At 49.9% G+C, this 24,497-nt stretch carries 18 protein-coding genes and 6 pseudogenes; 12 read left to right on the plus strand and 12 right to left on the minus strand.

Annotation, left to right across the window (positions count from 1 at the left end):
• Together HBN98_RS27585 and HBN98_RS27590 are read left to right on the plus strand one after the other, a co-directional pair.
• The coding region (locus HBN98_RS27585; protein ID WP_169844088.1) for a transposase at positions 1-323 on the plus strand (323 nt) is incomplete at its 5' end.
• A gap of 387 nt (positions 324-710) precedes the next feature.
• Positions 711-1,447, plus strand: a pseudogene (locus HBN98_RS27590) (substrate-binding periplasmic protein).
• A 929-nt stretch (positions 1,448-2,376) separates the two neighbouring features.
• On the opposite strand, the gene HBN98_RS27595 reads toward HBN98_RS27590, so the two are convergent.
• Positions 2,377-3,027, minus strand: coding sequence for a hypothetical protein (locus HBN98_RS27595; protein ID WP_083368999.1), 651 nt, complete (start codon positions 3,025-3,027; stop codon positions 2,377-2,379).
• A 40-nt stretch (positions 3,028-3,067) separates the two neighbouring features.
• Complete coding sequence (locus HBN98_RS27600; RefSeq protein ID WP_151101749.1) at positions 3,068-3,790, minus strand: hypothetical protein; 723 nt, start codon at positions 3,788-3,790, stop codon at positions 3,068-3,070.
• 61 nt (positions 3,791-3,851) lie between these two features.
• Between HBN98_RS27600 and tnpB (HBN98_RS27605) the strand changes: the two genes are divergently transcribed.
• Together tnpB (HBN98_RS27605) and tnpC (HBN98_RS27610) are read left to right on the plus strand one after the other, a co-directional pair.
• Positions 3,852-4,112, plus strand: a complete 261-nt coding sequence (gene tnpB, locus HBN98_RS27605; protein ID WP_229755049.1) for an IS66 family insertion sequence element accessory protein TnpB — start codon at positions 3,852-3,854, stop codon at positions 4,110-4,112.
• 113 nt (positions 4,113-4,225) lie between these two features.
• Positions 4,226-5,726: pseudogene (gene tnpC, locus HBN98_RS27610) on the plus strand (IS66 family transposase).
• Positions 5,727-5,736: 10 nt separating this feature from the next.
• Here the strand turns inward: tnpC (HBN98_RS27610) and HBN98_RS27615 are convergent.
• The 7 genes and pseudogenes from HBN98_RS27615 to HBN98_RS27645 form a co-directional block, all read right to left on the minus strand.
• A pseudogene (locus HBN98_RS27615) lies at positions 5,737-5,895 on the minus strand (IS5/IS1182 family transposase); the annotation flags it as partial.
• A 302-nt stretch (positions 5,896-6,197) separates the two neighbouring features.
• Entirely contained in the window at positions 6,198-6,869 is a 672-nt protein-coding gene (locus HBN98_RS27620; protein ID WP_083368997.1) for a hypothetical protein, read from the minus strand.
• 342 nt (positions 6,870-7,211) lie between these two features.
• Positions 7,212-11,954 (minus strand): YadA-like family protein, encoded by a 4,743-nt coding sequence (locus HBN98_RS27625; RefSeq protein WP_169844089.1) that lies wholly within the window; start codon positions 11,952-11,954, stop codon positions 7,212-7,214.
• Positions 11,955-12,344: 390 nt separating this feature from the next.
• A pseudogene (tnpC, locus tag HBN98_RS27630) lies at positions 12,345-13,320 on the minus strand (IS66 family transposase); the annotation flags it as partial.
• Positions 13,321-13,358: 38 nt separating this feature from the next.
• Positions 13,359-13,697 carry an IS66 family insertion sequence element accessory protein TnpB gene (tnpB, locus tag HBN98_RS27635; protein WP_229755045.1) on the minus strand — a complete coding sequence of 113 codons (339 nt, stop codon included), beginning with the start codon at positions 13,695-13,697 and terminating at the stop codon, positions 13,359-13,361.
• Between the two features lie 352 nt (positions 13,698-14,049).
• Positions 14,050-16,104 (minus strand): ATP-binding protein, encoded by a 2,055-nt coding sequence (locus HBN98_RS27640; RefSeq protein WP_083368996.1) that lies wholly within the window; start codon positions 16,102-16,104, stop codon positions 14,050-14,052.
• A gap of 272 nt (positions 16,105-16,376) precedes the next feature.
• On the minus strand, positions 16,377-17,003 hold the full coding sequence (locus HBN98_RS27645; protein WP_083368995.1) for a response regulator transcription factor: 627 nt from the start codon (positions 17,001-17,003) through the stop codon (positions 16,377-16,379).
• An 846-nt stretch (positions 17,004-17,849) separates the two neighbouring features.
• Here HBN98_RS27645 and HBN98_RS27650 point away from each other — a divergent pair.
• Positions 17,850-18,831 (plus strand): annotated as a pseudogene (locus tag HBN98_RS27650) (IS5 family transposase).
• 145 nt (positions 18,832-18,976) lie between these two features.
• Here the strand turns inward: HBN98_RS27650 and HBN98_RS27655 are convergent.
• The 3 genes and pseudogenes from HBN98_RS27655 to HBN98_RS27665 all read right to left on the minus strand — a co-directional run.
• A complete protein-coding gene (locus HBN98_RS27655; RefSeq protein ID WP_151101753.1) occupies positions 18,977-19,396 on the minus strand; it encodes a response regulator in 420 nt (139 codons plus the stop codon).
• 2 nt (positions 19,397-19,398) lie between these two features.
• A complete protein-coding gene (locus HBN98_RS27660) occupies positions 19,399-20,631 on the minus strand; it encodes an EAL domain-containing response regulator (RefSeq protein WP_162276301.1) in 1,233 nt (410 codons plus the stop codon).
• 761 nt (positions 20,632-21,392) lie between these two features.
• Positions 21,393-21,622: pseudogene (locus HBN98_RS27665) on the minus strand (Tn3 family transposase); the annotation flags it as partial.
• 114 nt (positions 21,623-21,736) lie between these two features.
• On the opposite strand from HBN98_RS27665, the gene HBN98_RS27840 reads away from it, so the two are divergent.
• The 7 genes from HBN98_RS27840 to HBN98_RS28360 all read left to right on the plus strand — a co-directional run.
• Positions 21,737-21,922 carry a hypothetical protein gene (locus HBN98_RS27840; RefSeq protein WP_197678430.1) on the plus strand — a complete coding sequence of 62 codons (186 nt, stop codon included), beginning with the start codon at positions 21,737-21,739 and terminating at the stop codon, positions 21,920-21,922.
• Positions 21,923-22,117 (plus strand): transposase, encoded by a 195-nt coding sequence (locus tag HBN98_RS27845; RefSeq protein WP_373293036.1) that lies wholly within the window; start codon positions 21,923-21,925, stop codon positions 22,115-22,117. It abuts the gene before it with no gap.
• Between the two features lie 203 nt (positions 22,118-22,320).
• Entirely contained in the window at positions 22,321-22,680 is a 360-nt protein-coding gene (locus HBN98_RS27675) for a TetR/AcrR family transcriptional regulator (RefSeq protein WP_083368993.1), read from the plus strand.
• 362 nt (positions 22,681-23,042) lie between these two features.
• Positions 23,043-23,291 carry an NAD(P)-binding domain-containing protein gene (locus tag HBN98_RS28350; protein WP_197678420.1) on the plus strand — a complete coding sequence of 83 codons (249 nt, stop codon included), beginning with the start codon at positions 23,043-23,045 and terminating at the stop codon, positions 23,289-23,291.
• Positions 23,213-23,560 (plus strand): NADPH-dependent F420 reductase, encoded by a 348-nt coding sequence (locus HBN98_RS27855; RefSeq protein ID WP_197678429.1) that lies wholly within the window; start codon positions 23,213-23,215, stop codon positions 23,558-23,560. The genes HBN98_RS28350 and HBN98_RS27855 overlap by 79 nt, the downstream gene beginning before the upstream one ends.
• A 96-nt stretch (positions 23,561-23,656) precedes the next feature.
• Complete coding sequence (locus HBN98_RS28355; RefSeq protein ID WP_373293035.1) at positions 23,657-24,043, plus strand: cupin domain-containing protein; 387 nt, start codon at positions 23,657-23,659, stop codon at positions 24,041-24,043.
• Between the two features lie 272 nt (positions 24,044-24,315).
• The coding region (locus tag HBN98_RS28360; RefSeq protein ID WP_212613303.1) for a hypothetical protein at positions 24,316-24,497 on the plus strand (182 nt) is incomplete at its 3' end.

Consider the following 24,497-nt stretch of genomic DNA (forward strand, 5'->3'; position numbering starts at 1 on the left):
CCAGGCAGAGCGACTGCGTTGCCTGTCCGATGAAAGCCAAGTGCTGCCCGAACACTGCGCTCCGCAAGATCGCCCGCAGCGTCCATGAAGCCGCGCGCGATGTGGCTCGGCGAATCGCAACGACACCTGCGTACGTGCGCTCTCGCCACGAACGTAAGAAGGTCGAAATGTTGTTTGCCCACCTCAAGCGCATCCTGAAATTGGATCGCTTGCGACTACGTGGCATGAGTGGCGCGACGGATGAATTCACGCTGGCCGCTGCGGTGCAGAACCTAAGACGGCTGGCTAAATTTACATCTCAAGGGCCACCTGCCACGGGATAGGTGCGCCCGCACTCAGCAAAAAACCTCAAATTAACCCACTAACTGAGCAGCAACGGTCAACGAAGGGCCGAGAAACCACTCAATGTGGTGAGTTGGTTCTTAGGCGATGGTAGTGCCTGAGTTCAGGCGAGCAGTAAATCCGACTTTTTCAACAGAATCGGCCAGAACCGGACGGTCACTACGTATCCCAATCGATACCGATAAGAGGCAATCCGCTAAACGCTCTTGAGAAACCTGCGCCGTGCGTACTGGTTCGTATGTATCAATCGCCGTGGTGACGGTTTACGGGACTGCATCAGGCGTTTGACGTGTGTCAGGGTCTATACTAGTTTCGCCCTTTTAATCAGATCCACCCTTGATCACCGCACAGCCCACCAGGCAGAACACGTGAAACATTCGACACTTACTGCCGCGCTGCTCTGCCTATTACTTGGCACTCCCGTCAGGGCCGAGCAGTATCAGGTCGTTACTGAAGAGTGGGCGCCGTACAACTACAAGGAGAACAATCAGCTCACCGGCATGGCCACGGAGATCGTTCGAGGCATAATGGCGCTGACCGGGGATGACTTTGAGGTGGTGCTGCTGCCCAGCGTGCATTGAAGACCCGGCCCAAGACCATCATGTATTCACTATTTCGCACGGCAGAGCGAGAACCGTTATACAAGTGGGTCGGACCGATCGTGGAAGAGTCCATTCACCCCTATCAGTTAGCCAATGCGCAGCAACCGGTGAATTCCTTGGAGCAGCTACTGCACGCCCCAAAAGTTACGACGAGACATGCCGGCCTGATACCCGAGACTCTGCAGTCGCGGGGCTTCAACAACCTCGAAAAAACTGCAACCGAGAGCCTGCCGCTCTATCGCATGCTGCTAGCCGGGCGCACCGATATCATCATCGGCGACACCGATGCGGGGGTGGCTTACTACAGCCGCCAGTTGAACATCGCCCCCGGCACGCTGCGGCAGATTCCCATCGAGCTCTATCGCTCATCGCTGTACATCGCCTTCAGCCGCGACTGTGACGACGAATTGGTAGCCTCCTGGGCCCACGCCTTGGAGCAACTGCGCCACTCGGGCGAGCTGGAGCGCATCCAGGATCGATACAATCAACCCATCGAGCAATGAAAACGCGGAACCAGCGCAAGCCTGCTTCGCACTTATCCAGCCTTGCTCTCACTCAACGCGGAGGATAAGCCATGAACATTTTTGCAACATACAGCAACAAGGAAATGGTTTAACCCGGCCACGCCAAAGGAGCTTGCGGAGCAGATTATGCTTCACCAAAGTGAGCAGTCAGAGGTGCTCGAGTGGTTCAGGTCGACAATGCCGTTGGGAACGCTCGCAACAACGGACCGGATCTGATCATTGCGAAGTAGCTTGGCCATAGTGGTACCCGCATGCTTGTCCAGCGCCCGCACTTCATAAGGACTGCTATCGGCCAATTGCTGCCTGTGGCGAGAGCCATCTGCCGAACCATTGTGGACGCTGTGGACTCTCATTTGTAAATTTTTGAGAGAGTATTTCGATTAATAACGAACAGCCACCATGAAGGGGCTGATCGTTACGAATTTTGACCACTAAATGACTGCAGCCATTTCCATTAGCTGGCTCATTACGTCATCACTTACATTGAGGGGTAGTTCGTAGCGTTTATAGATTCTACGCTCTATAGGGAAGTCGCCGGGTACCAATCTTGTGTATTCTATCTTCGGTGAAAAACCACTCAGCCTTGGTATCTGCATGGTTTTATATACAAGACTTTCTCGGCCTTCTGAAAGTTGTGGTGGGTGCATCAGGTAGGAGTTGATATTGTTTTGGAACTCTTCGCAATTTTCGTATAGATTAAATCAGCCAAGATCATGGAGTTTATCGTCACGCTTTACCGAAATCAGTGGAAATGTACTTGAACTAAAATATTTTGCCAGGATTTTTTCGTCTACGACCGGAACGCCGTTGATGGGGAAGCCGGAATGAATTTTATTGCTATTTAGTACTACTGGAAAAAGCCGATACAAGATATCTGGATCATAGATCCATCCAAACATCTCAAATATTTATTCGATATTTTCCGAGAAAAAAAGAGTTTTTCTTCTTGCTTGGTCGGTGCCCCCCCCTATTAACGTGCTATATGTACGATAATAGGAGATTGATGAGTCCGTAGTTACGATGGATTTCGCTTCTCCATTCAAAATTAAACTACCAAGGTTTAAGATTAGATCAATCTCTTCCTCTGCCCCTGATTTGAGCTTCAGACATTTGGAGAATGCTGGAATAGGATTGGGTAGAAGTATATTCGAGAGAAGATTTTGATTTATCTCAGCTAGTGATATTTCTTCGTAATGCGTTCCTTTATTCGTGAGCTCTACCTTGAGCTCTGCAAGCCAATGCTCAACAACTCGAACTAGCACCGAAATTGATAAGGCGTTAGTTAAAAATATCAACTTGTCGTGTGATATCTCCAGAATCGGATGACTCCACAAATCCCTAGTCTGGGCGTTGAAGATTATAAACTCTAGTATCAGCTTGGATTTGGCATATTTTATTCCTAAAACCTTAATTATGGCCAGTAATAATTCTTGCTTGCTGGCCTTGGAGCTGAACTCTGCAAGTTTTTTGTGGTTGTACACACTGGTATCTGATGGGTATCTGTTTTGAAACTGCTTGGATAATAATGTGAGCAATCTAAAAACTTCTAGGGCTTCCATGATTAAAAAGCCAACAGGTAATTGGCTTTCGACAACCCTACTAGGGGAAATCGTCGGCCAGAAAAAGTATCTCGCCTTTTATTTTTGCGGTAAAAAATCTAATTTCATCTGACGCATGTTTGAATTTGGAAGTTTTAAGCGATTTCTTCTTCCCGGACCCCGATGGTACAATACACAAATCGTTATCGTACAACTTGATTATGGACGGGTTGTTATGATGCATCATAGACTGCATGACAAGTCTGCTTTTACGCAATCTTGTCAACTCATAAGATACCTCTCTATCGGTGGACAGTTGGCGAATATCATAAACGTTGAGATCGGTGTCTGGCACGGAAAACTGATAGTCACCCCGCAAGAGAGCCTTCCAATACTGATCGCATACTCCATACAACTGAGAAAGATCGGCCTCCATTCCAGCGAACTCCAAAGCAGAAATAGGAGTTTTGCCAAGCGGAATCAAAGGGCCTTTATTGATGGCTTTAATGCCCTCCAAAATAGCGTGCTCAACCCCGTCAACAGCCCCATGAGCAATCTCTTCTAGAGACACTTCAGCCTCGTATCGATTTGCTTTGGTCGAAACGCAGTGAATATTTTGCCCTGCTCTTGTACCTGTTTTCTGTATGTCTTTTAATATTACTATATCTCGATTTGAAATTGCGCTAAGCAGATCTAGGTGTGTTGTTCGAGATATTGCTGGAGCCTTGTCATTGTAAAGGGATGTGAGCGTTGTTCTAATGTAACCGCTCCATGAAATACACATTCAAAGCGTTTCCCTGACGCCGGATGCTGTGCTCCCGTTTTTCTCCGGAGCCAGCCCCGCCATGATGCGACCCGACGCCAAAGTCGAAAAAGTGTACTACCCCAAACCCGTGAACTTGCGAAAATCCATCGACGGCCTCGCCGCTCTGGTCGAACTGGATCTCAAGGTCGCGGTGTTAGACCCGGTGCTTTTGGTCTTCCTCAACAAATCCCGCAACCGGGTGAAGATTTGGTATTGGGAGCGCGACGGCTTTTGCCTTTGGCTCAAGCGCCTCGAATCCGAGCGCTTTAAACATCGCCCGAGGCCAGCGACCAGGCGATAGTTCTGACGGTTCAGGAACTCAACTGGTTACTCGACGGTTTCGACCTCTGGCGCAACCGCCCTCATCAGGTTTTGACGCCGCGCTACGTGGCGTGACCCGGTGTAATCCTGGCCATGATTTCTCTGCCCGATGACCTTCCTGATGATCCTGTTTTGCTCAAGCAACTGCTGCTTGAGGCACTCAGTCGCCAAGAGGAATCGGCCCAGGCTTATCAGACCCACATCGTCGACCTGAAAGAACAGATCAAGCTGTTGCGCGACCGTCTGTTCGGGCGTAAGTCCGAGCAAACCATCGAGCCCAACACCCCACAATTGGCCTTGTTCAACGAGCTCGAAAGCGAACCCATGCCGTTAGTTGGCGACGCTGATGAAGAAGTTGTTGCCGCGACACCGCGCCGAGGCAAACGCAAGCCACTGTCGGCTGATCTGCCGCGTATCGAAGTCATCCATGAACTACCCGAACACGAACTGACCTGTGCCTGCAGTTGCCGCAAGCATGTGATCAGCGAAGAAACCAGCGAGCAGATGGATATCGTGCCGATGCAGATCCGCGTCATCAAACGTATCCGCAAGATCTACGGTTGCCGTGGTTGTGAACGTGCACCGGTCACCGCCGACAAACCGGCGCAATTGATCGAAAAGAGCATTGCAAGCCCGAGTGTTCTTGCCATGCTGCTGACCACCAAGTACGTCGATGGCTTGCCGTTGCACCGGTTTGAAACGGTACTGAGCCGACATGGCATTGATATTCCTCATCAGACGCTGGCGCGCTGGATCATCCAGTGCAGCGAACACTTTCAGTCGCTGCTGAATTTGATGCGTGACCGGCTGTTGGAAAGTGCGGTGATCCACTGCGATGAAACTCGCGTTCAGGTCCTCAAGGAACCAGATCGAGACCCGACCAGCCAATCCTGGATGTGGGTACAAGCCAGCGGCCCACCCGATCGCAAAGTCATGTTGTCTGACTACACGTCCAGTCGTGCGCAGGAGGTGCCGTTACGCCGGCTATAACGCCTTGGCGTTGGAATCGGGTGTGGAGCGCCTGGCGTGCATGGCCCATGCGCGCCGCAAATTCGTGGACGCGCAGAAGGTTCAGCCCAAGGGCAAGACCGGGCGGGCCGATATTGCACTGACGATGATCAACAAGCTGTACGGGATCGAGCGTGAACTTAAGGAAGCCGATGATAAACAGCGGTTTATCGCTCGCCAGGAAAAGAGCCTGTCGATCTTGGGGCAGCTGAAAGTCTGGTTGGATAAAACCCAATCCCAGGTGACGCCGCAAAGTGCATTAGGCAAGGCGGTGCATTATCTGGCGAATAACTGGAGCCGACTGGAACGTTATGTCGAAGCGGGTTATTTGCCCATCGACAACAACGCGGCCGAAAGAGCGATCAAGCCGTTTGTCATCGGACACAAGGCCTGGTTATTCAGCGATACCGTCAACGGCGCCACTGCCAGCGCAAAGATCTACAGTCTGGTCGAGACCGCCAAGGTCAACGGCCAAGAGCCCTATACGTGGCTGCGTCACGTACTGGAGCGGTTGCCGCATGCCTCGTCGGTCGAAGAGTACGAAGCGTTACTGCCGTGGAACTGCTCGCCGCAGATGCCACGGTAGACCGTTGCCCCACCACTGGGTAGGTGGGGTTTATTGATCGCATACGTTCGATCAGAGTAATCAGTCCCTTCCAGGGCACCACCCGATCCATCTCGACTAGGAACAGCTCTTTGCGGGTCTGCTTGCGCTTGCCGGCGTACTCGGCGTTGGTGAAGGTCATCTGCTTCATCGGAAAACTCGTCGGGTGGAATCTCGGTATTTTGCCAAAATCTAGAAGTCTTCTTCAGAGTCTCCCTAAGCGCGAGACCTGTCTATAAAACGTGGGATATGGAGCGCTCACGTTGTATTCGTCACTCGCCTACTGCCAGAACGATAACTGCGAGCAGCTCAAAAAATGGCAATCCAACCTCGATCACGGCCAATATTTAATTCAAATTTACATTTGGAAATCGCACACCTTGATACGCCAAACAATAATGCGAAATATGAATCAGTATAAAACCCAAGACTTTAAGCAACCATAATATAGCTCTAATTAGCCACAGGGAAGGACTGGGAGCCATATCCAACATTCAAGTGATAACTTCTACCTAAAATATAACCAGAACCCAACCATGGAATGCCACTTAAGCGCAGCAAAATACCATCGCTATCTAATTTAAACCGATACCCAGAAGATGTAATAAACTCCAGCGCCCTTCCAGACAAAGATAGCAGCTCAATACTACCAACTCGCTCCGAAGCTAGTTGATTTACTCGCCTTAAATAAAAGAATGCGTTTTCTTTAAATATAAGCTTAGCTTGCTCTTCATACTCAGAAATGGAACTCCAGTGTTTGTTTTCAAGCTTCCTTGCAATCAACGCATAAACTTCCGCATTAGCTCTGGCTACTACTAGCAGCTTTCCGAGCGTTTGCTCTGTCTTTACTTTATCAATCCGCCTTGACTCAGCCTCCTTACTAGTACCAGTTTCCTTGCTAAGATCAAGCTCAAACTCAATTGAGTTCGGGATTATCGTTGCAGAGGCTGCAACATAGGCCGCACAAGCGCTAGTCCTCTGAGACGCATCTTTATTTGTAAGCAGCGAAACAAACTCATCGCGAGAGGAAACTTTACTAAAGTTCAACGCTTCGTCCCTCATCATCTTATCCAATTGCTCCTGAGTTCTATCCCCTCGCGCAAGTGCGCAAACCAAACCCATCATTGACTCACTCCGCCCCCATTCAGCTGTAGGAACTAGTGAGCCAATAGCTCTGTGGATCAATGGTAGCGCGGGATACTCCAACACCTCCTCATCCTCAGGACCACTGTACCCACAACCTGAGACGGCGAAAATCAAGACAAAACACCAAGTCAATAATCGAGCAAACTTAAAGTCAAGCATCCAGACCACCCTGCTTAAGAAGACAAAACATACAATATTTAGGTCAAGCAAGACGCAGCCGAACCCAACAAAAATCGAAAACTATCAAATACCACAACTAACAATAACAGTGGAAGCCGAGCTACATATGTAGCTCGGCGCCCCAAAATGGCAACTACTACCTTACCACTGATAACCTACCCCAGCGGCAATGCCTGCATCTCCCTTGGTGTTTGTATTAGCCTGCAGTTTAGTCACCCATCTGCCATTATCAGAAATACGGGAAAAACCGAAAGATATTGCCGATTGTCCGCGGTAGTTCGCAGCAGCCAGTGACGTCATGCTTGCTCCGGCAGAGTAAGGCTGTGGCAGGCTCGCCATAGCCATTGCGCCTGCAATACCAGCACTTAACGTGTCATCCTGCTTCTTCAGGTCGCTCTTTAGCTCGGAGTAACGCTCGTTGGTGTATGCATTAGCTACTTCTGTGGAGGCACTTACGCTTCTATTAAGCTGATCAAAGTTAACAGCATCGGTTCCTTGAGTCGCGGCGGCTACATTAGTGATTTTTCGTTCATTACCTGCGGAACCCACCGAAACGCTGTTTTCGCGATCCGCAAGGGAATTTGTGCCAATTGCGACGCTATTTGCTGCCGCAGCATTAGATGAATTACCCAATGCGACAGCATTCACGCCTCCCGCTTTTGCCTGAGAACCTATTGCAGTGCTATTTTTACCAGTTGCTACCGCGCCTGTCCCACCAGCTACCGAGTCATCTCCTATGGCCCTAGGTTTGGCTTTAGAGCTACTACTGTTAACCTGAAACATTCCATCATTACCAGTTTGCAGTGAACTCACCGAACCCTGAACCTGAGTAACGCGATTATCAATATCGCTTATTGTACTACCTATCCCAGTTACAGCATCGCTAACGCCACGCAGCGATTGATCGGTGTAACTCTTGGACTCTGCAACAGCGCCGTCTAGCTGCCTTAGATTAACGGCATCGGTGGCTTCGCGCCCATCGCTGACATTGCTAATTGTACGCGTTTGCCCAGAAGCAGAGTTCCCTACGGAAACTGTCCCCGATGTAGTATTTGCGGCTCCAGAATATTTACCTGTATATGCCTGGGCACCGCGACCGTCATCATTGGAGCCCTCGCCCAGAGCAACACTGCCTGCAGAAATAGCAGATGCTCCCTTACCCAAAGCCAAAGATCCATTTCCTGATGCAGTGGAGTCGTTCCCGATAGCAACCGTACTTGAGCCAGATGCAGTAGCCCCCGGACCTATAGCAATGGAATTGACTCCGCTAGCTATTGAGTCCGCTCCCATCGAATTCGCATGAAAGAATTTCACCCCCCCGCCATTAGAAATATTATCAACAGTGTAAGACAGGGTAGTAACACGACCATCAAGGTTAGTTATAGCCCCTGTATTCAGAGATACCTGCTGATTTGTACTAAACAGCTGCGACCCATTCACCGCATCAGAAGAGGTACTGGATACTGTCCCGTTGGCCAAATTACTCAGCTTCTGAGCTACACCAGGCGCTGCGGCCGTACCTCCCAACGCCGTCAACACGGTTTCATCAGGGGTTAGAGTACGCTGAACAACCCCTACAGAACCGCTGTTGATACCGTCGTTGAGTGTCGTTAAGTTGCCGTCAACCGCATCAATGGCTCCGCCGACGCTGTTGTACGTATCGCCCTGAACGCTGTAGCTTGGCGCGCTTACGACACCTGTAATTGGATCATAGGATGACCCACCGCCGAGGTTGCTCGCCGCCGAAGATCCGAGGCTGGAAACTACGTTATTGGTAGTAAACAGCTGCGAACCATTCACCGCATCAGAAGAGGTACTGGATACTGTCCCGTTGGCCAAATTGCTCAGCTTCTGAGCTACACCAGGCGCTGCGGCCGTACCTCCCAACGCCGTCAACACGGTTTCATCAGGGGTTAGAGTACGCTGAACAACCCCTACAGAACCGCTGTTGATACCGTCGTTGAGTGTCGTTAAGTTGCCGTCAACCGCATCAATGGCTCCGCCGACGCTGTTGTACGTATCGCCCTGAACGCTGTAGCTTGGCGCGCTTACGACACCTGTAATTGGATCATAGGATGACCCACCGCCGAGGTTGCTCGCCGCCGAAGATCCGAGGCTGGAAACTACGTTATTGGTAGTAAACAGCTGCGAACCATTCACCGCATCAGAAGAGGTACTGGATACTGTCCCGTCGGCCAAATTGCTCAGCTTCTGAGCTACACCAGGCGCTGCGGCCGTACCTCCCAACGCCGTCAACACGGTTTCATCAGGGGTTAGAGTACGCTGAACAACCCCTACAGAACCGCTGTTGATACCGTCGTTGAGTGTCGTTAAGTTGCCGTCAACCGCATCAATGGCTCCGCCGACGCTGTTGTACGTATCGCCCTGAACGCTGTAGCTTGGCGCGCTTACGACACCTGTAATTGGATCATAGGATGACCCACCGCCGAGGTTGCTCGCCTCCGAAGACCCGAGACTTCCGAGCTTCGTGTCAAGTGACTTTAATTGTGCAACGTTAACCACATCCGTATCAAAAGTTCCCGCAGCGACTCCGGTAATCTGACGCGAATTTCCGTTTCCGCCTACGCTCACCGCACCAAGTGTGCTTTGCCACACTGGTGAAGTTGAGGTGCTAAACGTGTTGAGTGAAGGGTCAAAACCAGAAATGCCGGATGCGACATTTGCTATTGAACTGCTACCCAAAGCAACGCCGTCATTAACTTGAACAACAGCAGAATTACCTAGAGCAGTCCCTTCGGTTACTAATGGGTTCAAGCTTGAAGGCGTGCCACCAGCATCCGAATTATCACCAAATGCGGAACCTCCACCGCCAGCAAGGGCTAGATTACCAACAGCCACAGAGCCCGTTGCTAAAGAATTAGCTCCGATTGCAATAGCGTTTGAACCTGTCGATCTCGCGGAGAATCCAAGAGCGACGGCGTTCTGTTGAGAAGCAACAGATGCAGGACCGATCGCTATGGAATTCACGCCTGTCGCGCTGGATGCATTGCCTGTAGAGCTACTCTTAAAATACCTTGTTCCTCGATCATCCATATTCGACAATGCGGTGCCAACACTGCTGAACGTACCACTCGAAAGTATAAAACTCGGCGCGGTCCACGCTGCCGTCGTTGAGTTGTAAGCACTGCCGCCACCCAAAGCAGATGCCGCCGAAGTACCAAGGTTGCTAGTGTTAGTATTCAGAGCGCGACCCACTGTAAACAGCTGAGAACCATTTACAGCATCGCTGGACGTGTTTGATAACTGGCCGTCTGCTACGCTTTGTATTTGACGACGACCGACACCCACAACGCCAGCGATAGGCGCTAGGTTTATACCTAGAGTATTCCCCGACACAATACTGTTAGCGACGGTATTACTAGCCGTAGAGCTAACTGCTGTTGCGGATGAATCAACACCAATAGCAACACTGTTAGGAAGAGTTACTTGTGCGTTTTTTCCTATTGCGACACCGTTGAATGCTGCTGCAGCGACAGTAGACTGGCCACCAATTGCGATGCTCTCTGCCCCCAATGCGCTTGCACCGCTCACAATGTTAGAACCAATCGCTACGGAATTCGCGCCAGTTGCGCTGGATGCATTACCTGTAGAGCTACTCTTAAAATACCTTGTTCCTCGATTATCCATATTCGACAATGCGGTGCCAACACTGCTGAACGTACCACTCGAAAGTATAAAACTCGGCGCGGTCCACGCTGCCGTCGTTGAGTTGTAAGCACTGCCGCCACCCAAAGCAGATGCCGCCGAAGTACCAAGGTTACTAGTGTTAGTATTCAGAGCGCGACCCACTGTAAACAGCTGAGAACCATTTACAGCATCGCTGGACGTGTTTGATAACTGGCCGTCTGCTACGCCTTGTATTTGACGGCGACCGACACCCACAACGCCAGAGATAGGCGCTAGGTTTAAACCTAGAGTATTCCCCGACACAATACTGTTAGCGACGGTATTACTAGCCGTAGAGCTAACTGCTGTTGCGGATGAGTCAACACCAATAGCAACACTGTTAGGGAGAGTTACTTGTGCGTTTCTTCCTATTGCGACACCGTTGAATGCTGCTGCAGCGACAGTAGACTCGCCACCAATTGCGATGCTCTCTGCCGCCGATGCGCGCGCACCTCTTACAACGTTACTGCCTATGGCAACTGCACCAACTCCATCGGCCCTAGTCGCGTCCAGTACTCCCAAGGCAGTGACCCCATCCCCACCGGCCCCGCCTATGGCAACGGAGTTAAGATTGTTTGCGGTAGCGCCAAAACCTACCGCGGTACTGCCTACACCTCGCGCAGTAGCAGCGAGCCCAAGAGCAGACGCCCATTTCTCGGCGAAACCACCAACACCAAACACTGAAGCGCCGTTGTTATTAGCAGTTGAATAGCTACCAAAAACCGTCGTTAGAACGCTACCCGTTCCTGTACTATCGCAACCCGCGATGTTAGAGTTAAGTCCAGAACCATTTACAGGATTTTGAGTAGAAGGAGCAAATATTCGCCCCCCGAAGTCTACGGTAGGACCAGACTGAACGCACGTGACATATGGATTAGCATTAGTCCCATTGTACGTAATCGCAGATGCATTCTCGGAGAAAAATAAAAACATACCTAAATACAAAGCAGGGAATGCGGCACGCCCAGCAACCCCACCACCCCACCCCACCTTAGAAACATACCCTGCAACAGACGAAAACTTGCTACCTCTTTTAGCAAGCTCAGAAACAACCACCAAGCACTGTAAAGATGCATTCCAGACTACGGAGTGCGCGCGATTCATATACACCTCTTCTGCCAATAGTGATTCGCTTGTTTTGAACTCACGAAAAAAACCTAAGATAATTATTCGCCACCCAAAATTGAAAACAAACAAGAAACGTCCATATCGCACACAGAATTTTCCGTTTTTATTCCTTGCAGCCGACTGTTACGGATTTAAAAATTTCGGCAGCTCTCACTCCTTTGGCTGATAACGGCGGGCTCTTTCCTCTGACAATGGATACTTTGATCTCGTGCTCGATGGTGTGGCACTGTTGTCGATCAGCACATTCCCCTCCTAGACGTAGCGTTCCAGCTATTTCAAGTTACTTGCCTGAATGTTGATTGCCTTGCCCGGTGAACTTGAGGGGATAACTTGAGGGTCCGATTTTCCGTTCACCGTTTTTACTAAGCCAGCAGAACTGAAGGCTCCGCTCATAACGACCAGTTTTACATTTTCGCCACCCGCATCTTCAGCACGCTCTCGACGCAATAGATCTTATTGATCAAGTAACTTGGGGCTCACGTACACCCAGCAGGCCACACGGGCTGACTCCGGACTGCGCGCCCAACGCGTTATAACCGGCGTAATCATCGGTCTTCAGGTAGTCACGATAGCCATCGAGCAGGCGTGTTGGCACCTCCTGCGCGCGGCTGGTGGAGTAGTCAAACAGGATCACTGGTTTATCTGGAGGGCCGCCGGCTTGCTCCCATATCCAGGGCTGGCTGCCTGGATCTCGGTCAGGCTCTTTCAACACCTGCGCGCGTGTTTCGTCGCAGTGGATAACACGGCTGCCCAATAGGCTATCGAGCATTGAATTCAGCAGCGGCTGGAAGTGTTCACCGCACTGGATAACCCCGCGAGACAGCGTCTGGCGCGGGATATCGACGCCGTGACACCCCAAGACTTTTCCGAAACGGTGAAGCGATAGTCCATCGACGTACTTGGTGGTTAGCAACATCGCCAGAACACTTGGGGTGGCCATGCTTTTTCAATCAGTTGAACCGGCTTGTCAGCAGTAACGGTGCCGTCTACCAGTCGCAGCAACCGTAAACTTTACGTACGTGTTTGATCGCCCGGATCTGCATTGGCACGATTTCAAGCTGCTCTCTGAGTTCTTCGCAAATGGCATGTTTGCGGCAACCGCAGATGCACGTCAGTTCATGTTCGGGAAGTTCGTGGATAACTTCGATACGTGGTAGATCGGCGGGCAGCGGCTTGCGTCTGCCGCATCGCTTGGCTGGAACGACGACCTCTTCTTCTGCGGTTCGCCGACAGGCTCGGCGATGCTTTCCGCTTCATTGAAAAGGGCCAGTTGCGGCGTTGCCGAATCAGCTGTTTGCTCGGACTTACGCCCGGACAAACGCTGGCGCAACAGCGCGTTCTCTTCATAGAGAAAACCGACCTGTGATTGCATCTGCGCAAGCATTTGCTTGAGCAATTCAGGTTCGTCGGGGAGGCTTTTGAGCATGGAAATTATGCCATGGATTAGACCGAATCAGGCCACGAAACGCGGCGTCAAAACTTGATGGCACGGTTGCGCCAGAGGTCAAAGCCATCGAGCATCCGGTTGAGTTCTTGGACGGTCAGAATGATCGCCTCATCGGTGGCATCCGGCGATGTTTTGAATCTTTCGGACTCGAGGCGCTTGAGCCAAAGGCAGAAGCCGTTGCGCTCCCAATACAATATCTCCACTCGGTTGAGGGGCTTGTTGAGGAAAACGAAAAGCACGGGATCAAATACCGCGACTTTAATATCCAGTTCAACGAGCACCGCCAAACCGTCGATGGATTTTCGGAAGTCTACTGGCTTGTAATACAGATAAACATTTTCGACTTTGGCCTCGGGTCGCATCATGGCGAACTGACTCCTGAGGGAACTAGGAACACAGCGCCTGGGATCGGCTAAGCACTCTGAGTGTGGTGTTATGGAGCGCTTACTCCACATCGCCTCGCTAACCGCGCCTTCCATTTTTAAACAGGTGGGGTTGAAGGAGCGCTTACGCGATAGGAAACATCAACGCCAGCACGGAAATTTAAATACAAGGTAGGAGATATTTCAACCTAAGAAGCAGCAACGTATCCGTTCTGGCTAGCATCGTACACCTCACCGTCGGTTTGAGATAGTGAGCCCAGCTCGCAATACTTGCGAAATTCCATTCATTAGGCCCAATTGGCAAAATATAGGCAAGCCGATATTTGCGTTTTGGCTAGAAGTAACCATCTACCTCATTATTAAGTTCCTCCATACTTTTCTTCAGTTCTTCGACTGCATTAAACAATTTAATCGAGTCATAACCAGAGCATGCAAGCTCCACGCTTTCACAACAGAGAATCACGCCTCTCGCTCCGACCATGCGTGCCCCACCTTTAATATGGTGAGCCAAATCTGATAGTTTTGCGAGATCACATCCTTCAAACAAATTTGAAAGCCGAAGAATATCTTCTTCATTACACCTCTTCAATTCATTGAGTAGATTTCGCAAAACCGCCTCATCATTACCAACTAGCTTCTTCAGACTAAATATATTGACTCCACTATCCTGTGTATCCGTGATTATCTCTCCGCCTGCAAAAGCAGTGATAATTTGATCCGTATTTATTTCGAGGACGGTGGAAAGATCTTTCAAGCTAGCTGGCTTGAACAGACAGGCATCCATACCCGATTCCAAGCAACGAGCTTTTTCTTCAGCTTGCGCATTTGCAGTGATGCCGACAACCAAACATCCCCCATGACCTTCTAATAACTCCATTTCACGCAATCCGCGCGTCAACTCGTAGCCATTAATAAGCGGCATATTACAATCAGTAATGACAGCATCATACCTTGCGCAGCTCAATTCATGCAAACCTTGCACACCTCCTTCTGCTTCTTTCACATTATGGCCAAGGTAGCTCAATTGATGCGAAAGTAGTACGCGGTTAGCGAGATGGTCATCCACCACCAATATATTCAGCTTACGAGACTGGGGGCGAATTTCGGGAGAAGATATTCTGACGTCAGGAGTACCATGCAAGATTGGTAGATTGAGTTTAACTTCGACACGCGTACCCTGTCCCACTTCACTACTCAACTCCAAACTTCCTTGCATAATTTCACATAGAGTTTTGCAAATCACCAACCCAAGCCCTGAGCCACGCTGGTTCGATTGTTTTGCATTATCAGCCTGTACATACGGATTAAATAGAAAAACTTGGTCTGCCTCAGAAATCCCTACACCTGTATCACTTACGACAATACACAGCGAAAGATTATTGGAAGTGAGGTCCTGTGCCGACGTAATGACCAAAGAGATTTCGCCAATTTCTGTAAATTTTATAGCATTACTTAGTAAGTTTGAGACTATTTGCTTGAAACGCATAGGATCCACAAGCACCTCAACCTGCTGGTCCATTTCGTAACTTACACGTAAATCAAGGCCTTTATGTCGGATTGAAATTTCAAAAACTTGCAAAACTGATTCTACAAGATCTTTTATTTTAGCTCGCCCTAGTTTCAAAGCCAGTCGACCCGACTCTATACGAGAGATATCAAGAACATCGCCAATCAAGTCAAGAAGTTCCAGAGCAGCATCGTAAGCCACTTTAATCGAGAACCGATCCACAATCCCTCTATCCGCTTTTTTTAATGAAAGCTCAAGCATGCCAACAACAGCATTTAACGGCGTTCTAATTTCATGACTAATAGTTGTTAAAAACTCTGTCTTAGCTCGATTAGCCTCATCAGCCTTGGACTTTGAATCAATCAACTCTACAATATGACGCTGGCGTTCGCTTAGGTCTATCCAGCCGCCAATCACCCCTAAAACCGCTCCACCACTATCTTTAAAGGGTTTTAAAAAAAAGCAACAAGTAATGCTTTCATCTTCATTTACCTGAAATGTCCGTTCGAACAAGCAGGGACGATCTTCATCCATAACCCTTAGATATTCATCGTGCGCCAACAAGGCGTGGGATGCATTAAAACTTAAAAACTCGGCTTCAGCTAAATTCTTGTTTACTACGCTCTCAAACTTTACGCCCAGGGCCTCAAGATATAAATCATTACAAGCCAGCAGAACACCTTCGCGATCTCTAAAATACATTGGAAACGGGGCTAAGCTGCAAACTTCGCGTATAGATTTCATTGCGAACTTAGTTCGCCGATCTTTTACCTTCCAGTTCGCGACACCTATCTTATTAAAAAAACTGGAAAAAAAAGTTGAGCAGTTAACCCTCATTCGTATGCAATTTAATTTCATTTTCCAATTATAGTAACTCATCATGCAAAGGCATCCACACAATCAAAATGGAAAAATTTGCCAACCGCCCAAACATCAGAGAGCAAGAGCCTAGCGCTATATCGAATACAATCAAGTCAATATCGGCTGATCAAAATGAGCGTTAGAACTGCTATTCACCCCCCCCCAAAACTAAATTCGCAAACCTAATTCAACGAGCACACAAAGCAAATTCACATCACCCACCCTTAATAACGCCCACCACCCCACCCTAATAACTCTAAGAAATTGATCTCGAATTTTGTAAAACTGAAGTTCTATATTAGCCCGTTCCTCTTGGAAAACTCCGCCAATGCTATGACCGAGTTGAGACTAAGTTTCTCAAGCAATCGGGTTTTGCAGGCACTCACAGCTTTATTACTTAACAACATTAACTCACCAACTTCTTTATTACTGAAACCTAGCGACAGCTTCTGCAGCACGATAATTTCGCGATTTGATAGCCCAGCGATTAACTCTGCATCCGACACCGTGGAGTCCACATACTTTTTTGAGCCGAAGGATAGGTGTGGGAAAAACATATAACCATCAGCTAACGCGTGAACAGCTTTAACAAAACTTTCCATATCTTCCGCCTTTGACAGAAAACCGGCTGCACCTGCGCTTAAACACCGTGGCGCATACAGTTGTGGAGAGAGAGAGGTAAACACCAAGACCTTCGCCCTTACGTCAAAAGCTTTTAATCGCTGAATCACTTCTAGACCGTCCAACTTGGGCATTGAAATATCTAAAGTTATCAGATCTGGATCCAAATCGCGTGCAAGCTTAATAGCCTCTGCCCCATTGTCAGCCTCAGAAAGCACGACAAAATTTTGGCTAATCAGCGAGGCTTTCAAGGCGGACCGAATGAAAGGATGATCGTCTACAACAAGCGCGGTGTGCATAATCTAGCTCCAAAAATTAACTGACTGAATCTGCCAATCTTTGGCACGTAGAACAAGCAATCCTAGCTTGCCGTGTAAAGTTTTACATTTTATTTCAGAGTTTGAATCCTACCTATTCCCGTCAAAGCGCTTAATCTTTACAACTGTTTAATAATGCTAGCGCGGCACCACTCAAACATCATTAAAGAATTTTCCATATCTTCAAGAGAAAATTCTGCATAGCGGAAATCCTCATTCTAGTTGTGGTGTCATAGATGGTCAGTCGGAACGGTATTCAAACTCTACTTTGCGTCACGCTTCTCATGCCCTGATCAATTTAAAACCGCTTACCAGCCACTACCCCATGACGTGCAACTCCGCAGAGATTGATGGTTCTAAGCACTCTTAACTGCCGCCTCAGCGATGTCGGTCAGGTAGCGGTTTTAAGTGCCAAAATGCAAATAACAATAATTTTCATTCAGATCACCAATATTTTCTTGCTTTGTCTTGGATTGATGCGAGGTAGCAGCATCTGCAATAAAACTTGTACAATATTAAGGTTGCTGTACAGATTTTTCAAAGATTAGCCGATGTTCGTTCGTGTGCAAATGCAAAAGCTGCAATCTGATTTTTGTATTTCTCTTGCGTAGAGGTCCCGCTTTTGGCTCTGGCGCAGAGCCTAGGCCAACTACCAACGCATGTAACAAGATGACGCACGAGGTCAATGAAATATTTTGTTTCCTTTACCATGATCGAGCTCACGCTCTTTTTAATGGGTTTAACGCTCGATATTCATCCTCAGGGAAACTCTGCAGAAGACTTCTAGATTTTGGCAAAATACCCAGATTCCACCCGACGAGTTTTCCGATGAAGCAGATGACCTTCGCCGACGCCAAGTACGCCGGCAAGCGCAAGCAGACCCGCAAAGAGCTGCTCCTAATCCAGACGGATCGGGTGGTGCCTTGAAAGGGACTGATTACTCTGATCGAACCGCATTACCCGAAGGGTGATGGCGGTCGTCCGGCCTATCCGCTGATGGCGATGCTGCGTGTTCACCTGCCGCCAAATTGGTTCGGCTACAGCGACCCAGCGATGGAGGAGGTCTTGTACGAGACGACTATTCTGCGCCAATTTGCTGGGCTGAACCTGGAGCGCACCCCCGACGAAACCACGATCCTCAACTTTCGTCGTCTGCTGGAGAAACACGAACTAGCTGCCGGAATCCTGGGTGTGATCAATGGCTATCTGGGCGACCGAGGGCTGTCGCTGCGCCAAGGTACGATCGTTGATGCAACCCTGATCAATGCTCCAAGTTCGACTAAGAATAAGGACGGTAAGCGCGATCCAGAAATGCGCCAAACGAAGAAAGGCAACCAGTATTACTTTGGCGCGAAAGCCCACATTGGTGTCGATGATGAGTCGGGGGCTGGTGCACAGCGTGGTGGTCACCGCGGCCAATGTTGCGGACGTTACGCAGGTCGACAAACTGCTGCACGGCGAAGAGATCGTGGTGTGTGCCGATGCCGGTTACACCGGGATTGAGAAGCGTCCAGAGCATGACGGTCGCGAGGTTATCTGGCAGATCGCGGCCCGGCGCAGCACCTACCAGAAACTGGGCAAGCGCAGCGCTCTGTACAAAGCCAAGCGCAAAATCGAAAAAGCCAAGGCGAAAGTCAGGGCGAAGGTCGGGCACCCGTTCCGGGTGATCAAGCGCCAGTTTGGTTATGTGAAAGTGCGCTTCCGTGCCCTGGCTAAGAATACGGCGCAGATGACGTCGCTGTTCGCGCTGTCGCATCTGTGGATGGCCCGTCGGCATTTATTGAGCAATGCAGGAGAGGTGCGCCTGTAATATGGGGAATAGCCGCCGCGAGGTGCTCGCAGCAGCTAAAAGACAGAAAGGAGTGAGCGCTCAGAGAATTTTTGATCGACTTGCCACTTTCAAAATCGGCGGTGGCCGAAGGCAGCCCAAAACACGTGGCTTCTTCAGACCATCCCTAGTGCTTCTGGACTTGTGAATGCTCTATATGGTTTTGCTCTGGTGTCGAGTTAACGGAATCCATCAAGCTACAAATGGATAAATAGTCAGGTAAGGCCGCATCTAAAAAACTTACCAACGTCGAAACACCATAACGCATTAGATTAAATTTCTGCTCACCATAAATCAAGGCGTGACGAAAATTTCGTCTCTGTATCAAGCAGTTCATAGAATCATCGTTCTGCTCGGACAAGCATGAAGCATTCAAAATAACAAGGTCGACAGGCGTTGTCGCGAAATAGATAATAGTTGCTGCCTCATCAAAAGAATTTAACGGTTGAATTCTAAAGTAGCCTAACGAATTCAACGTTTTTTCTATGTGCAACCTTTGTAGCGGTTGGTTTTCAATAATTAAAACCAAAATATTTTTTTTATTCATAATTATATCCCGCGATTATTTTGGTCGATGAGTGATGCGTCCTTGAGTAATGAGCGCTCTTCTAGCCACATCAATAAGGAGTTTTCGGGCATCGGCTTGGCGCATATGTATCCCTGGCCAATTTTGCAGCCAAGTTCAAGTAATAGCTTTCTTTGTTCTTCAGTTTCAATACCTTCCACTACCACTGACATTTCCAAAGCCTCACCGAGCGCCAATGTGCTCGTTATTACTGCGTTACAGCGCGGGTCGTGTATTAGGCTGCTAACAAAATCAGAGTCAAGTTTGATTTCGTTGAAGGGAACTTGGCATAACCGTTGAAGCGAAGAAAAGCCTATACCAAAATCATCAATAGAAAGACTGCACCCCAAGATTCGCAGTCGAGCAAGGTTTTCCAACGTTATCGCAGATAGGTCAAGCAATCCACTTTCGGTTAGTTCAAAAGTCAGTCCGGAGCCAGGCATATTACGCTCAGTAAGTATTTTGCTTACATTGGTAGTGAATAGTGCATCACTTAGTTGAATTGCCTCTATATTGAATGCCATGTTTAGAGGATGACCCAGCTGCCACGCCTTTCGTTGTAGTTTTAGTCCTGCGCGTAGCTGCGAGTCCAGTAACGAGCCCAATAGTGAGTGCTTTTTTAGTTCGGGCAGAAAATTAGATGGTGGAATAACTCCGTAATTGGGGTGGTGCCAACGCGCTAACACTTCGACGCTTGATGCGTTGCCCGTCTCGAGGTTGAATTTCGGTTGGTAATACGGTACGAATTGTTCATTATGAATAGCATCTTTTAACTCGTCTTTTGTCGGTATTGGTAAAGTAGGACAGGCTTCGACACTGGCTCCAGTCTTAGTCGTGTGTTGTAATAAGTTATACAACATTTCCCGATTAAACGGCTTGGCAATGTCTCCGATGAATTTGACACCTCTTATTTCTGTAATCTGCCGAATTGCTCTACGCATGTCAGCGCTGAGCGTTTCGGAAATCACAATGGCAGGTGTTAACTTATAATCCCCAACAACTCGTATTAACTCTAGCCCGTCCATGTCGGACATGCGCAAGTCGAAAAATGCAACGTCTACGTATCCAGAGTCCTTCAGAATTTCGAGAGCGAATTTTCCATTGCGTGCTGAAATAACCTCATCACATCCGGCGCGTTTAAGAATTGCCACCGAGATCGCTAATTGAAATGAGTTTTCGTCAACAATTAAGGCTCGGACATGTATTTTTCTTTTCATACTCCCACCTCGATATCGTGTTCGTTGATATGAGTGTTGAGCATTATTCATTCAGGCGCACTAAGAAACATCCACTTCTTTGAAGGAAATTTCTCGTATTTTTTGCAGCGAAACTGTTTGACTTAAATAGTTCTGATTAAGGTGGGTAGGTGGTTTGCTCTACGTATTTTTATAAATGATTCTAAACTATATCAAACGGATTTTTGCCTTTGTATGGTGGGTGTTGTCAGTGGCGCTGGAGGGCTTATGTATGTCGTAATGGCCACTGTTATTTTTTAATGCGTAGGGTTTTGCGGCTAACTTAAGACGTCGAGTGGTTCACTCCCTCAAGCTTAAAAAATTCAAGGATTAATCTATGCCGTTTTATTTCTCTAAGCGGGTACAATGTAGTGAATTCTATTAAAGTTGGACATCCGCTCATTCAAGTATTCTCGCTAAATTCCGTTTTATGAGACCAAGCAACACTCGCTTCTTTTCGCTGAATTTAAATGCAGGGCAATGGCTATATCCCAGTCTGCCCTCCGGTCTGGGGGCAGAGGGCAGGCGCATGGTCTGTATTGCGTTGCTAGGTCAACTAGCTTCAGTAAGAACGCGCCTGTGCGACTCCGAAGATTAATGCGCTGAGGTCTGACCAGCAGGCAGTCCGCGCGCTGGATGCTCGAATCGCTCAACCAGGGGGGGTGAGTCCATCTTGAAATGACTATCCCGCTTTTGGTGTCCAAAGATGACGAACTCACGCCGGGTATGTCAGGCTGCAGCTAGGCGAGCTTGGCGCAGGTCGTTCCAGGACAGGACTCGGCCATCTTGGTCAAACCGAAGTTGATCGCGTCGGCCAGAATCGTGGTCAGCAACAGGTCCTTGTCCTTGTCCAGGTCGCCCGATTTCAGGCTCGTAAAGTTCCGGGTGAAGCCGGTCCACTCATCGACTTCGAGCAGCAGTTCGGTATCTTGAGGTGCGGCGGAATTATCGTCGTCTGATCGATGAATGCCTGCTGGACGCCCATCGACGCGGTGACGCTCAACCCCGGAGGCGACTCCGTCATCAGGTCGTACACGCCCCACACCGATAAACAGCCGCTGGCAGCAGGAATGAAACGACAACTACCTTGGCGCGCGCCGACACCCTGAACGGGCAACTGCAGCAGGCCGCGATCCTGATGCAAGACAGCGCGGCCAGGCCAGAGACGGCGTTCGTGATCCTGGGCTATCGGGGCGTGGACGCGCAAAACCAGGATGTGCACATCGTGTACCGGGGAAAGGGCAAACGCATCGACGAGCAGGAAAGAAAGTAGCTGAAGCGGCGGCAGGCCATTGAGCCAATCATCGGGCACTTGAAGGCCGATCACCGCATGGAACGCTGTCACCTCAAGGGCAACCCCGGCGGCCGGCTGCATGCGGTGCTGTGTGCGGTGAGCTACAACATCCGCTGGCTGCTGCGCATGATCGTCATGAAGGGAGTGACCTTCTTGAGAATGCTTTGCGTCTGAGCTCGTTGGCGCACGTAAAGCCGAAATGGCGGCAGGCACTGCACAATTTGCTGCTGACCACAGCTCACACGCCCGCCTCACACGTGGTCCAGGGCTGAAATGAATATTTCAGGGACGACTACATCATACTGACGGCAACTTCCGAGTTACTGGCTTCGCACGATGCAATTGACATCTATCTATAGGTAGATATAAGCCACTCCATGCACACATCTACAGACAACCGTACCTTGATACTTGCTGCCGCAAGCGAGTTGCTCAAAGCGCGCGGCTTCAACGCCTTCAGCTACCGCGATCTGGCAGCGCGTGTGGGCATTAAGTCGTCGAGCGTGCACTACTACTTCCCCACCAAGCAGGACCTCGGCCATGCGCTCCTGCAGGAGTACCGCGAGGCCATGCGGGAAGCGCTGACCAGTCTGGATCTACGAGCCTGTGTGGCTGAACGGTTGCGAGGGCTGGTGGCGCTTTTCGCTGGCACCGCTGAGCAAGACCAATGGTGCCTGGCAGGCATGCTTGCAAGCGACTACGCAACTTTGGACGAGCCACTGCGCCATGTGCATTGATTGAACAATGGTTGGCGCATCAAGCTCAGGTCGCCGTACCGGGGCGTGATCCGCCAAGTTCAAAGTTGCTGGGGCGACTGGCGTTTGCGCTACTGGAGGGTGCACTGCTTTCGGCGCGTGTGCACGGAGATCCATCGCATGTGACCGCTGCGGGGGCCCTGCTTGTTCAATGGTTTGAATCCGAATCCCTGTAGGTTTGACAGGGCCGAGCCTTAATGGATTCGCCTCGATTTTTTTGTCGATGTCATTCTATCTATGGATACATAATTTAGGAGAGAAACAATGAAAGTTGCAATTTTTGGTACTGGTAATGTGGCAGTCGTCTTGCTGGGCTGATTCGCGCTGCTAATCACGAGGTGCTTATGTGCAGTCGCTTAGGCGGCGAGGGCAAGCATACGTTCGCAGCGGGTGCAGCCGCCGAAGTGGTTGTGCTAGCAATACCCTACGCTGCCGCTGCCGAAGTTCTTGCACCGCTAACCGTTGAGCTGGCCGGCAAGCTCTTGATCGACTGCACCAACCCCCTGCAGGCTGATTGGTCGCCGCTGCCTTTGGGCGAGCAGAACTCGGCGGAGAAACGCTGGCTCGCCTGCTGCCGCAATCGCGACTTGTGAAAGCCTTCAACACCATTTTTGCCGACGTGATGACACCTGAGCGACAGAACCGCGCTGGCCTGCGCGTGAGCACCTTCGTGGCGGGTGACGATGCCGCCGCGCGTCTACAGGTGGCCACGCTTGCCGCTGACATCGGATTTGCGCCGGTTGATGTGGGCCCGCTTTCGATGGCTCGTTATCTGGAGGCAATGGCGCACCTTAACATCCAGATCGCCATTGGCCAGGGTGGCGCCACCGACGCCGCCTTCATTTATCACCAACGCAAATGAGCCAAACTCCCTGTTCACTCACAAACCCATTTACCTAAAAGGATCAATTATGTTTAAAAATTCACCGCAGCAATCGCTCTCAGCGCCATCGCAACGTTGATTCACGCTCAAGAAGGCCATGTTTCCCCCTTCGATAAGGTGCGCTGGCAGAACGCCGGCCTTCCAGGTGCAGAAATGGGCGTGCTATGGGGCAGAAAGGCCGACGGCACTGCCGTGTGGGCCTTTCGCCTGCAACCCGGAGTAGCAATTCCGCCACACACCCACAGTCGAGACTACTGGGGCGTGGCTGTGCAGGGAAGATGGGAGCATATCGACCAAAACGGTCAGGCGGTTGTGACAAGGCAGGATGCCTATGTGCACATCCGCGCCAGAGACCTACACGGAGACCGCTGCGTTGGCCCCGTGGTTTGCATCAATCTCATCCGTTTCACCGGGCCACGCGATATTCAATTCCCTAAAGCGCCTTCGACCAAGAAGCCCTAGTCAGGTTTCGCAGGCTGCAGTCAGTGTCCACAGGCATCAAACCACGCTATTCCTGCGGGCATCTGCAGATTACTTCCTTGGTTCCAATGGTCTAACGCCAGAAAGTAGGGCGCGTGTCAGGAATATGAGTGATTGCCCGTGACTCAGCAGCACCAAGCTTGCGCAACTCAATGTAAGTGACCTTGGCTGCGTAATTGCATGGACTTGACCACCCATTTGCATTCGACTTGACCAGTCGTTTGCATCGGATTTGACCAGCGCACTGGGTGGCCTTGAACGGCAAAAAACGGCCGATTCTGTTGAAAAAGTCGGATTTACTGCTCGCCTGGTGTCGTTGCGATTCGCCGAGCCACATCGCGCGCGGCTTCATGGACGCTGCGGGCGATCTTGCGGAGCGCAGTGTTCGGGCAGCACTTGGCTTTCATCGGACAGGCAACGCAGTCGCTCTGCCTGG

The sequence above is a fragment of the Pseudomonas koreensis genome (genome assembly GCF_012986595.1).
GTDB classification, from domain to species: Bacteria; Pseudomonadota; Gammaproteobacteria; order Pseudomonadales; family Pseudomonadaceae; genus Aquipseudomonas; species Aquipseudomonas koreensis.